At 67.4% G+C, this 11,676-nt stretch carries 9 protein-coding genes; 5 read left to right on the top strand and 4 right to left on the bottom strand.

Annotation, left to right across the window (positions count from 1 at the left end; genetic code table 11):
• The first annotated feature begins 53 nt into the window (after positions 1–53).
• From treZ to BLW05_RS08890, 4 genes are all read left to right on the top strand, one after another.
• On the top strand, positions 54–1,919 hold the full coding sequence (gene treZ, locus BLW05_RS08905) for a malto-oligosyltrehalose trehalohydrolase (RefSeq protein WP_093161822.1): 1,866 nt from the start codon (positions 54–56) through the stop codon (positions 1,917–1,919).
• Positions 1,912–7,065, top strand: coding sequence for a malto-oligosyltrehalose synthase (treY, locus tag BLW05_RS08900; RefSeq protein ID WP_093161821.1), 5,154 nt, complete (start codon positions 1,912–1,914; stop codon positions 7,063–7,065). The genes treZ and treY overlap by 8 nt, the downstream gene beginning before the upstream one ends.
• 103 nt (positions 7,066–7,168) lie before the next feature.
• Positions 7,169–7,444: a hypothetical protein gene (locus BLW05_RS08895; RefSeq protein ID WP_093161819.1), complete on the top strand. Its 276-nt coding sequence runs from the start codon at positions 7,169–7,171 to the stop codon at positions 7,442–7,444.
• Positions 7,445–7,563: 119 nt separating this feature from the next.
• Positions 7,564–7,854 (top strand): DUF1330 domain-containing protein, encoded by a 291-nt coding sequence (locus BLW05_RS08890; protein ID WP_093161818.1) that lies wholly within the window; start codon positions 7,564–7,566, stop codon positions 7,852–7,854.
• A gap of 118 nt (positions 7,855–7,972) precedes the next feature.
• Here BLW05_RS08890 and BLW05_RS08885 read toward each other — a convergent pair whose 3' ends face one another.
• From BLW05_RS08885 to BLW05_RS08875, 3 genes are read right to left on the bottom strand one after another with little or no spacing between them, the layout of a single operon-like run.
• A complete protein-coding gene (locus tag BLW05_RS08885) occupies positions 7,973–8,611 on the bottom strand; it encodes a LysE family translocator (protein WP_093162156.1) in 639 nt (212 codons plus the stop codon).
• 38 nt (positions 8,612–8,649) lie between these two features.
• Positions 8,650–9,297 (bottom strand): hypothetical protein, encoded by a 648-nt coding sequence (locus tag BLW05_RS08880; RefSeq protein ID WP_143044799.1) that lies wholly within the window; start codon positions 9,295–9,297, stop codon positions 8,650–8,652.
• Between the two features lie 14 nt (positions 9,298–9,311).
• Positions 9,312–10,193, bottom strand: coding sequence for a hypothetical protein (locus BLW05_RS08875; RefSeq protein WP_093161816.1), 882 nt, complete (start codon positions 10,191–10,193; stop codon positions 9,312–9,314).
• A gap of 389 nt (positions 10,194–10,582) precedes the next feature.
• On the opposite strand from BLW05_RS08875, the gene BLW05_RS08870 reads away from it, so the two are divergent.
• Positions 10,583–10,885, top strand: coding sequence for a hypothetical protein (locus BLW05_RS08870; protein ID WP_093161815.1), 303 nt, complete (start codon positions 10,583–10,585; stop codon positions 10,883–10,885).
• Positions 10,886–10,895: 10 nt separating this feature from the next.
• Here BLW05_RS08870 and BLW05_RS08865 read toward each other — a convergent pair whose 3' ends face one another.
• A complete protein-coding gene (locus BLW05_RS08865; RefSeq protein ID WP_093162154.1) occupies positions 10,896–11,675 on the bottom strand; it encodes an enoyl-CoA hydratase in 780 nt (259 codons plus the stop codon).
• Position 11,676 lies beyond the last annotated feature (1 nt).

The following is an 11,676-nucleotide window of genomic DNA, read 5'->3' as shown; positions in this document are numbered from 1 at the left end:
GCCCGGCCGCTCCGAAGGCGAATACCGAAGCGCTGCTGCGCGGAGGTACCCCAATGAGACACATGCACGCCATGCCTTTCGGCGCCGAGCCCCTGGCAGTCGGACGCGGCGTGCGCTTCAGGCTCTGGGCGCCTGGCGTGCCCACGGTGGTGCTCGAATGGTCGCTGGCCGGATCGTGGTGCGATGCCGCGATGACGCGCCTGCCGGATGGCTGGCATGAATGCGTCGTCGCCGAAGCCGCCGCCGGCGACCGCTATCGCTACCGCTTGCCGGACGGCCTTCGCGTTCCCGACCCGGCATCGCGCAGCAACCCCGACGACGTGCACGGACCGAGCGAGGTCGTCGATCCGCGCGGGTACGCATGGCGCGACGGCGAATGGACAGGCCGCCCGTGGCGGGAAGCCGTGATCTACGAGCTGCACGTCGGCGCCTTCACGCCCGAAGGTACCTTCAAGGCAGCGCAGCGGCGCCTCGCGGATCTCGCGGCGCTCGGCATCACGGCGGTCGAACTGATGCCGCTCGCCGACTTTCCCGGCAAGCGCAACTGGGGCTATGACGGCGTGCTGCCCTTCGCGCCCGATGCGAGCTATGGCACCCCGGCGGAACTGAAGACCTTCGTCGACGCGGCGCACGGGCTGGGCCTGATGGTGCTGATCGACGTGGTCTACAACCACTTCGGCCCCGAAGGCAACTACCTGCACGTCTACTGCCCCGAGTTCTTCAACCCGGCGCGCCAGACGCCATGGGGCGCGGCGATCCATTTCGACGGGCCCGGCTCGCGCACCGTGCGCGACTTCTTCGTGCACAACGCGCTCTACTGGATCGAGGAATACCGCTTCGACGGCCTGCGCATGGATGCCGTGCACGCAATCCAAGACCGCTCCGCCACGCCGATCGTCGAAGAGATCTGCGCTGCGCTGCAGCAGGGGCCGGGACGCCATCGCGACATCCATGTGGTGCTGGAGAACGACCGCAACGAGGCGCACCGGCTCGAACGCGACTGGGACGGCACGCCCATCGCCGCGACCGCGCAGTGGAACGACGACCTGCACCACGCCGCCCACGTGCTGCTGACCGGCGAGACCGACGGCTACTACGCCGACTACGCGCAGCGGCCGCTGGAACAGTTCGGCCTCGCGCTCGCGCAGGGCTTCGTCTACACCGGCCAGCCCTCGCCCTTCCGGGGCGGCGAAGCGCGCGGCGAGCCCTGCGACCACCTGCCGCCGGCCGCCTTCGTCTCCTTCGTGCAGACGCACGACCAGATCGGCAACCGCGCCTTCGGCGAGCGCATCGATGCGCTCACCGACCCGGTCCGCCTGCTGGCGGCGCGCGCCTGCGTACTGCTCTCGCCGCACACGCCGATGCTCTTCATGGGCGAGGAATACGCCGCGCTGACGCCCTTCCAGTACTTCTGCGACTTCGGCCCCGAGCTCGCGACGGCGGTCGCTGCCGGCCGCCGCGAAGAGTTCGGCGCCTTCGCCTCGTTCTCGAAGGACGGAAGGAAGCGCAGCATCCCGGACCCGAACGCGGAAGCGACCTTCCTCGCATCGCGCCTCGACGAGGCCGGGCACAGCACCGGCTGGCACGCCGAGGCGCTGCGCGAAATCAGCGCCCTGCTCGTGCTCCGGCAGATCGAGCTCGTCCCGCGCTTCGGCAACGGGACCTACGTACGGAGCTGGTCCTGCGAGGGCGATGCGCTGCGCATCGTGTGGCAGCTCGACGAAAGGCGCCAGGATGGCCGCCCGTCCGCCAACCTGCACCTGATCGCCAATTTCGGCAGGACGACGAATCGCGTCGCATGGCCGCCGGGCCGCATCGTCCACATGATGCGAGCGAAGGAAGTGGCCGGCGACACCGGGGCGATCCAGTTGCTGCCGGGTGGCGTGTGCGCATCGATCGACGAGGCCTGGCATGAATGAATCCGCCCCCCTGCCGCCGCACGAGGCAGAGGCGCTTCTCGCGCTGTGCCGGCGCCATGGCATCGCGACCGACTACGTGGATGCGTTCGGCCATCGGCACACCGTGTCCCACGAGGCGCTCGCGGCGCTGCTCGCCGACGCGGGCTTCGTCGCGCATGCGGGATCTGCGACGACTTCCGACGGAGATCATCTGCCCTTTGCCGCGACGCAGGCGACCGCCGAGCGGGATGCATGGCGCCATCCGCTGCCACCGGTCCAAGTCGTCGCCTGCGGCACCGAGGGGTTCGCGGTCGATGTCCGCCTGCCCAGCCAGCTCGCGCACTTCAAGTGGCGCGTGGTGGACGAAAGCGGGGCCTTCCATGAAGGCGCGGTCCGGACCAGCCAGCTCGAAACGATCGATCGCGCGGCGTTCGACGACGAGGCCTACACGCACTACCGCCTGCCGCTCGCGCTCGCACTGCCGGAGGGCTATCACCGCCTGAGCCTGGTCGGCTTTCCCGGGGAGACCCTCCTGGTCTGCGCTCCCGCGCACTGCCACCAGCCGGATGCGCTCCATGGCGACGCGCGCGTCTGGGGATTCACGCTCCAGCTCTACGGGCTGCGGTCGCGACGCAACTGGGGCATCGGCGACTTCAGCGATCTCGCGGACTTCGCCGAGCATGCCGCGCGCGAAGGCGCCGATGTGGTGGGCCTCAACCCGCTGCACGCGCTGTTCCCGCACAACCCGCTGCACATGAGCCCGTACAGCCCCTCGTCGCGCGCGCACCTGAACGTGCTCTACATCGACGTCGAGGCGGTACCGGACTTCCGCGATTGCGCACCCGCCCGCCAGCGCGCGCAATCGCCCGCCTTTCAGGCGCGGCTGTCGGCACTGCGTGCCACCCCATTGATCGACCATGCCGGGGTGTCGGCCGCCAAGCACGAGGTGCTGCGCCTGCTGTATGCGCACTTTCGCGCACGCCAGCCGGCCGATCCCGAAGCCGCCGCGTTCGAGCGCTTCCGCGAACAAGGCGGCGAAGCGCTGCACCAGCATGCGCTCTTCGAAGCCCTGCAGGCGCATCTCCATGCGGTCGACGCCGGCGTCTGGGGCTGGCCCGCATGGCCGGCCGAGTTCGGCGATCCCTCTTCGCCCGCCGTAGCCCGCTTCGCCGTCGAGCATGCAGAACAGGTCGGCTACTACGAGTACCTGCAATGGCAAGCCGCGCGGCAGCTCGACGCGGCAGGCGAACGGGCCAAAGCGGCAGGCATGGGCCTCGGTCTCTATCTCGACCTGGCGGTGTCGGTGGATCGTGCGGGTTCGGATGCCTGGCGGCACCGCCGCACCTTCGCGCTCGCCGCGCGCGTCGGCGCGCCGCCCGATGCGTTCAATCCGCAGGGGCAGGACTGGGGCCTTCCGCCCTTGCGGCCGGACCGACTGCGCGCATCGCAGCACCGCATCTTCATCGAGGCGCTGCGCGCCAACATGCGCGGCGCCGGCGCGATCCGCATCGACCACGTGATGATGCTGATGCGCCTCTTCTGGATCCCCGCGCAGGGGACCGCCCGCGACGGCACCTACGTGGGCTATCCGGTCGACGAGCTGTTCGCGATCCTCGCGCTCGAAAGCCGCCGCCACCGCTGCCTCGTGATCGGCGAAGACCTCGGCACCGTGCCCGAGGCGATGCGCGAGACGCTGGGCCGCTACGGTGTGATGTCCTACCGGCTGCTGTATTTCGAACGCGATGGCGCAGGCCGATTCCGCGGGCCGGCGGAATACCCGCGCCAGGCCGTCGCGGCGGTGAGCACGCACGACCTGCCGCCGCTCGCCGGCTGGTGGTCGGCGCACGACCTGAAGGAAAGGCGGGTGCTCGGCCTGATCGACGACGCCACGCTCGAGCGCCTGCGCAACGAACGCCGCCACGACCGGCAGCGACTGGTCGAAGCAGTGCGCACCGACGGCCACGAATCGCTGCACGACACCGGCGACGCCGAGACGCCGCCCGGCGCCGACGATGTGGCGGCCTTGCACGCCTTTCTCGCGCGCGCGCCGTGCAGCCTGATGATGGCGCAGCTCGAAGACGCGCTCGCGCAGGTCGAGCAGCCCAACCTCCCCGGCACGACGGTCGAGCATCCGAACTGGCGCCGCAAGTACGCACAGCCCGTCGAAACGCTGTGGGACGCCGAGACGATGCGCAAGCTCGGCGCTGCGCTGGTGCGCATCCGGCCGCAGCCGGACCGCACGAGGGTGGAGCGCGGCCGCGCACCCGCACGCGTGCCGCGTGCGACCTACCGCCTGCAACTGCATGGCGGCTTCGACTTCGACCAGGCGGCGCGCGTCGTTCCCTACCTTGCGCGCCTGGGCATCAGCCACGTCTATTGCTCGCCGATCCACCGCGCGCGGCCCGGCAGCATGCACGGCTACGACGTGGTGGCGCACGACGAGATCAACCCCGAGCTCGGTGGCATGCCGGCGTTCGAGCGTTTCACGCAGGCCTTGCGAAAGCACCGCATGAGCCAGCTCATCGACCTGGTGCCGAACCACATGGGCGTGCTCGGCACCGACAACCGGTGGTGGATGGACGTGCTCGAACACGGCGTGTCGTCGCGCTATGCGCGGCACTTCGACATCGACTGGCATTCGCCGACACCGGGCCTGCTCGGCAAGGTGCTCGTGCCGGTGCTCGGCGCGCCGTATGGCGAGGTGCTGGAACGCGGCGAGCTGCGTCTCGAATGGAATGCGGCCGAGGGCGCGTTCAGCATCCTCTACCACGACCACCGCTTTCCGCTCGCACCCAGAAGCCATGCCGCCATCGTCGAACGCGCGGTGCAGCTGTGCCAGGAGGACTGCGGCGACCTGTCGCTGCTGAACGGCATCGCCTGGGCATTCCGCGAGCTGCCCAGCGCACCGCCCGCCTCGCGCGACGGATGGGACGAGCGCGAGCGCGACCGCCAGCGCCTGAAAGCGGAACTCGCGACGCTGGCCAGCGGCCGCCCGGCGATCGCGCAAGCCATCGCCGAGGCGGTCGACGCCTTCAACGCACCCCGCCAGAAGGTCGCCCTGCACGCGCTGATCGATGCCCAGTCCTACCGGCTCGCCTACTGGCGCACCGCCGCGGACGAGATCAACTACCGCCGCTTCTTCGACGTGAACGAACTCGCCGCATTGCGCACCGAGCGCGAAGCCGTGTTCGAAGCCACGCATGCGCTCGCGCTCGACCTGGCGGCGCGCGGCTGGGTCGACGGGCTGCGCATCGATCACCCGGACGGGCTGCTCGACCCGGCGCAGTACTTCCAGCGCCTGCAGGACGGCTTCGCGCTGCGCTGCGGCGAGCCCAAGGGCGTGGCCGGCGCGGACGGACGGCCATCGAGACCCCTGTATGTGGTGGCGGAGAAGATCGCCGCGCCGCACGAGGAAGTGCCCGAGACCTGGGCCATCCACGGCACCACCGGCTATCGCTTCGCCAACGTGGCGAACGCGGTGCTGGTGGAGCGCAGGTCGGCGCGGCGGCTCGACAGGATCTGGCGCGCATTCACCGGCTCGCGTGAGCGCTTCGACGAGATCGTCCGGCAGGCCAAGCAGGAGGTGGTGCGCGGGACGCTCGCCTCCGACCTCGAAGTGCTCGCGCTCGCGCTGCTGCGCATCGCCAAGAGCAACTGGCACAGCAGCGACTACACGCTCAATACGCTGCGCGAGATCATCGCGACCGTCGCCGCGAGTCTCTCGGTCTACCGCACCTACAACACCGATGCCTCGACCGCGCAGGACCGCCACTACATCGACCAGGCCGTCGAGAACGCGCGCGAGAAGCTCCAGCTGCCCGAGGATTCGGTCTTCGGCTTCGTGCGCAATGCCCTGCTCGGCCACGCGCCGGACGGTGCCGATGCGACCGTGTCGCGCATGGCGGTGCGATTCGCCCGGCGCTTCCAGCAGTTCAGTGCGCCCGCCGCCGCCAAGGGCATGGAAGACACGGCGTTCTATCGCTACTTTCCGCTCAGTTCTCTCAACGAGGTCGGCGGCGATCCCGACCGCATCGGCATGTCGCTCGCCGAGTTCCACGAAGCCGGCGGCGACCGCCAGCGACGCTGGCCGCACACGATGCTCGCCACGTCCACCCACGACAACAAGCGCTCGGAGGATGTCCGGCTGCGCATCGACGTGCTGTCGGAATGCCCCGGACTCTGGCGTCTGGCGCTGCGCCGCTGGCACGCGATGAACGCCCCGCATCGCGGCGCGGTGTCGGCGATGCACGAATACCTGCTCTACCAGACCCTGCTCGGGACGATGGACCCGGTCGGCCTGGACGCGGGTGTAGGCGCGCACGAGATGTACCTCGACCGGATCGAGCGCTACATGCTGAAGGCCGCGCGCGAAGGCAAGCGCGGCACATCGTGGACGCATCCCGACCCGGCCTACGAGGAGTCGCTCTCGCGCTTCGTCTATGCGGTGCTCGCGTCGCATCCCGGGAATCAGTTCCTTTGCGAGATGCGCCGCGCGGCAAGTGCGCTGGATCGCTACGGGGCGCTCAATGGCCTCAGCCTCGCGCTGCTCAAGTTCTGCTCGCCGGGCGTGCCGGACATCTACCAGGGCTGCGAACTCATCGATCGCAGCCTCGTCGACCCGGACAACCGCCGCGCGGTGGACTACGCGCTGCGAGAAAAGCGGTTGCAGGAATTGCAGTCCCTTGCATCCCGGGATGACCTGGAATCCGCCGTGCGTGCGCTCATCGACACGGCAACCGACGGCCGCGCCAAGCTCTGGCTGATCTGGCGCCTGCTCGCGCTGCGAAACCAGGACGCCGAGTTCTTCCGCGAAGGCAGCTACGAGCCGCTCGAAGTGCGCGGGCCACGCGCGCGGCATCTCGTGGCCTTCATGCGGCGGCATCGCGGACGCGTGCTGGTGGCGCTCGCGGTGCGCTTCTTCGCCACGCTCGATGGGCCCGCCGTGTGGCGCACGAGCGGCACCTGCAGCGGCTGGTCCGGCCAGGCGTGGGAAGGCACCGAACTGCATCTTCCGCCCGGAACCGGCGCGCTCGAATTCGATGATTGCATCGCGGGTATCCGGCATGTCGCGCGCGACGAAAGGCTGCCGGTGGCACAGTTGCTGCGCTCCTTTCCGGGAGCCGCGCTGGTCGGCGGCGAGTCCGCTGGCGCCCGAATGAGTCCGTAGGAAACCACCTACACACGGACGCGACGACTGCCACTCCCACGCACTGCCGGGTGGAGTATTCGAGGTGTTCCATTCAGAGACAGTCATTCATTCGGAGACATCCATGTCAGCAGCAGGTGCCATCTATTGCTTCGACACGGCGACGGTGCGGTTCGCGATATACCCCACGGTCGGCCGCCGTGTCATCGCGGAAATCAGCGAAGACCCCTTGAGGGACTTCTTCGGCGCGGACGGCGGCGGCGAGAGCCTCGTCGAGGCCTATGAGAGGAATGCGCCACTCATCAATGCACGCGCGATCGAGCGCCACTTCATGAGTGGTGGACGTCCGGTGGTTCTGGAGTCGGCGGATTTCGATCTGCCGGTGCACGACGCCTGTTGAGTGCTCTATTGAGAGAGGCGAGTCGTTGGAAGGAAACACTGCGCGGGGCTTGCTGCAAATCAAGACACGCGGCACAGTCGCACGCTGACGTTTTCAGTCACACCGAAAGAGAAAATCAGATGCCAAAAGCCTACTGGGTCAGCGCGTATCGCGCGGTCAACGATTCCGACAAACTTGCCGCGTATGCGAAGCTGGCCGGCCCGGCACTCACTGCCAACGGTGCGCGCTTCCTGGCGCGTGGCGAACCGTCCAAGGTCTACGAACTCGGTCTGATGCAACGCACCGTGCTGATCGAGTTTGACAGCGTTGAACAAGCCATCGCTGCGCATGACAGCCCGGAGTACCAGGCAGCACTGGCTGCGCTGGGCGACGGAGCCGACCGCGAGATTCGCATCATCGAAGGTGTTTGAGCGGTCGCTGTCCGGCTGCTTCGATCCATCGGGCGGGGGCTGGCGCTTGTACAGCTTCACTGCAGTTGCCCGTCGGCCCCGCGCAGCTTTGCAAGTTGGTCGAGCCGAGGCTTCCGGCCTACGCGTCCTTGGCGGCACGCTTGACGGTGGCCAGCAGTGCGCCTGCACCCATGAAGGTGAGCCCCGACAGCCGGTTGAAGGCCTTGGCCCGCCCCTTGACTCGCAACCATGGAGAAAGCCGCGAAGCGAACGCAGCATAGGACATCAACCAGAACAACTCGAAGCAGACGAAGGTGCCGCCAAGGATGGCGAACTGGTACAGCTGAGGCGCGGCCGGATTGATGAACTGCGGGAAGAACGCGGTGAAGAAAAGCAGCGCCTTCGGATTGCTTGCTCCCACCAGAAAGCCCTTCGCATAGAGCGCCTTCCGGCTCGAGCGACCGGCAGTGCCGGCAGGCAGTTCGAAGTTGGAAGTCGTGGAGCGCAGTGTCGTGATGCCGATGTACAGCAGGTAGCCGACGCCAAACCATTTGATGACATGAAAGAGGGTTTCGGACGCGGCGAGGACGGCACCCACCCCGACAGCGGAGCACGCCATGATGCCGACGACGGCGGTGACGCTGCCGATGGCGGAAAAGAACGTGCGCCGGACCCCGTGATTGACTGCGTTGGATACGCACATGAGGACGCTCGGACCGGGTGTGACGGTCAACACGAAGACAGCGACGACATACAGCAGCCAGGTTTGCAAGGACATGAGGATTCCCAACGGGTAGCCGGATATTGTGAGGGGTCCTATTTCTTCGTGACCAGCGACGGCCCTGAATAGGTGTAGGGCGCCACCATGCCCCCTTTGCACAGGGACACGAGATCCTGCGCCATGGCCGGCAGCAGGTTGTTCAGCCCGTAGTTCAGGGTCGTGACGAACTCCGAGTCCGCACCCCACATGTTGGTCTTGTCGCCATGGGCGCGATAGTGCTTTTCCTGAACCACGGCCCCGCTCTTGTCGAGGAACTGGACCTTCAGCGCGACCATGCTGAACAGCTTGATCCCGATCGGCCAGGTGTACGCGCGAGTCAGCGATGTCTCGACCGTCAGCCCGTCACCGACGACGTCACCCGCCTTGACATGGTCGACCGCGAAACCGAACTCTGCCAGTTGAGAAAGACCATCCGACACCCAGCGCCCGGCCTCTCCCGTGAGCAAGGCGCCGCCGAAGCCGGCGCCGATCGTCTCCTTGTTCTGGCGATCGTCCTGTGGTGAAACCACATGGATCGGGCACGTACCGCCCAGCGCCATGGGCGGTGTTTCACGGGCGTTGCGGTCGTAGGTGATGTCCATGGGGGACGTCGGGCCGTTGTCGGGCGCGGCAGTGGCCTGGACCGAGCAGATGGCCGCCGTGATACCGGCGAGGAGCGGCCGCAGCAGTACGTTGCGTTTCATGATGATCATCCTGTTCAACGGTTGGCGGCTGCGACGGCCTTGCTCGTCGTGGGCAGGGAGTACAGCTTCTTGTCGTCCCCCAACACGATCCACCGGTTGACGCCTTCCTTGATGAGCCGCCCCTTGATCTGCGCTTGCTGCCCGCCGGCGTTGAAGGTGTACTCCCGTGACTTCTCCTGTTTGTCGCCCGGCGCCGCGAGGTTGATGTCCATCGACACGAGCTCGATCGTTTCAACGATCGACTCCTTGATTGCAGCGCGGAACTCCGCCGCATCCTGCCTGCCCCAGAGCGCGATCGACTCCTTGCCGCCCGGTCCGACGGGTTGAGATTGGTAGTGAAGGACCCCGCGTTGAATCGGCACGTTGTCGGGTCCGTCCTTCATCCACATGCTGACGACCGCCTCGGTGTCCAGATTGCGGAAGTCCATCGTCAGGAAGTAGCGCGGATAAATCACCAGCAGCGCCTGACCGGGCTCGAGGGTGCTTCGCAGCTGAGCGAGTGTCTGCCGGCCGAGCGCCCGAGGCGTGGTCGTGAACTGAGCGACCTTGATCGGGTACTTCTCGAGCTCCCGGCGGATCGCTTCATTGAACTCCTTGCGATAGTCCACGTCTTCGATCTGCGCATAGAGCGGCCCCATGACCTCCTGGGAGTCCTTGACGCGGGAGTTGGTGACAGAGCTGTCGATCATCGCGCCAATCAATCCACCGCCGGTGGCAACACCGACATTGGACGGCTGCACCGCCACGATCACTTCGTCCTGGACAACGACGACATGCGCTTTGAGTTCGGTGATCTTCGCCCGCTGCTCGGGCGTCAGGCTGACCCGCATTGGCGTGGCGCAGCCGCCCATGACGAGAGTGAGCATCACAAGCACGGCAGTTCGCAGCAGCGTCATCCTTCTTCTTCCAGATTTGAGGTCGGGCGACTCTAGAAGGGGACGTAACAAATTGTCAAAACGGATATAGGTAGTGCTTTCTCCCATGGACGCTAAGGCGTTCGGCCGCCCGCGGTGTGCCCATCGATATACTGCATCCCGTTGCGTCAAACAAAGGCGTGACCGGGATTGGCGTCCCGACTTACCCCGCTGCGATCAAGCCGCAGCATTCCGCAGGGAGTCTGCGGCTTCTTTGTTCGTGCCCCATTTTTTGGCGGCTCGGGCGGGGAGCCGCGAGGCTCGCCGGTTCGCGCAAGCGGGGTACCGGTACGCCAACCCGTTCGAGCTGCCGCCCTCAATTGGCGTTGGGAGCGGTGGTTTTGCAAACCTAACCCGCTTGGAGGCCATTGATGGTCCACCCTACTTGCGCGCACGCGCACCTCCCCAACGATCCCCCCGCCCGCACCGACTCGCCCGACGAGTCGAGGCACGATCCCTTCGAGCTCACGATGCAGGCTCTGCGCGAGATCAAATCAGTGCGGGCGGCCTATCACGTCGTCGCCGGCATCCACGACATTGCCGATGCGGCCGAAGCGCGCGAGCTGATGCGGCTGACCGACGAAGAGTTCCAGCGCCGCGTAGAGCTCGCGATGGCGGCGCTCAAGTCGATGCGCGCGCCATCGCGACCCGGTGCGCCGGGGCACACGCCGTAGCGCCCCGCGCTCAGCGATGCGCAAACGCCGGAGCGCGTTTCTCCAGGAACGCCTTCATGCCCTCGTGCGCATCGTCGCTCGCGAAGCGCGCATGCAGTTGCCGGCGCTCGAATCCGATGCCCTCGGCGAGCGATCCCTCGAAGGCCCGGTTGACGGACTCCTTGATCGCGATCAGTGCCGGCAGCGAGAAGGCGGCGATCTTCGCGGCCAGCGCGAGCGCCTGCGGCATCAGTTCGTCATCTCGCACCACGCGCGAGACCAGGCCGTAGCGGTCGGCTTCCGCCGCGTCGAGCACGCGCGCCGACAGGCACATGTCCATGGCCTTCGCCTTGCCGATCGCGCGCGGCAGACGCTGCGTGCCGCCTGCGCCGGGTAGCATCGCCAGCTTGACCTCGGGCAGCGCGAACCTCGCGCTCTCGGCCGCGATGACGATGTCGCACGAGAGCGCGAGCTCGCAGCCCCCGCCCATCGCGAAGCCCGCGACCGCAGCGATCACCGGCTTGCGGACGCTGCGGATGGTCTCCCAGTTGCGCGTGATGAATTCCGACTTGACCACGTCCATGTAGCCCCAGTCAGCCATGGCCGCGATGTCGGCGCCGGCGGCAAAGGCCTTCTCGCTGCCGGTGATCACGATGGCGCCGATCGCTTCGTCCGCATCGAAAGCGCGCAGAGCATCGCCGAGCGCATCCATCAGCGCGTCGTTGAGTGCGTTCATCTGGCGCGGGCGGTTGAGCGTGATGAGCCCGACGCGGCCGTGCGTCGCGACGAGGACGGGCGCTTCTTCTTCCATG

Origin of the sequence: Variovorax sp. YR216 (assembly GCF_900107745.1) — a bacterium.
Taxonomy (GTDB): domain Bacteria; phylum Pseudomonadota; class Gammaproteobacteria; order Burkholderiales; family Burkholderiaceae_C; genus Variovorax.
Note: the sequence above shows the minus strand (reverse complement) of the source record. Positions and strands in the feature narration are given on the sequence as shown.

Coding starts and splice junctions, on each gene's coding strand:
- treZ (WP_093161822.1), top strand. CDS start 54: ATGAGACACATGCACGCCATGCCTTTCGGCGCCGAGCCCCTGGCAGTC.
- treY (WP_093161821.1), top strand. CDS start 1,912: ATGAATGAATCCGCCCCCCTGCCGCCGCACGAGGCAGAGGCGCTTCTC.
- BLW05_RS08895 (WP_093161819.1), top strand. CDS start 7,169: ATGTCAGCAGCAGGTGCCATCTATTGCTTCGACACGGCGACGGTGCGG.
- BLW05_RS08890 (WP_093161818.1), top strand. CDS start 7,564: ATGCCAAAAGCCTACTGGGTCAGCGCGTATCGCGCGGTCAACGATTCC.
- BLW05_RS08885 (WP_093162156.1), bottom strand. CDS start 8,611: ATGTCCTTGCAAACCTGGCTGCTGTATGTCGTCGCTGTCTTCGTGTTG.
- BLW05_RS08880 (WP_143044799.1), bottom strand. CDS start 9,297: ATGAAACGCAACGTACTGCTGCGGCCGCTCCTCGCCGGTATCACGGCG.
- BLW05_RS08875 (WP_093161816.1), bottom strand. CDS start 10,193: ATGACGCTGCTGCGAACTGCCGTGCTTGTGATGCTCACTCTCGTCATG.
- BLW05_RS08870 (WP_093161815.1), top strand. CDS start 10,583: ATGGTCCACCCTACTTGCGCGCACGCGCACCTCCCCAACGATCCCCCC.
- BLW05_RS08865 (WP_093162154.1), bottom strand. CDS start 11,675: ATGGAAGAAGAAGCGCCCGTCCTCGTCGCGACGCACGGCCGCGTCGGG.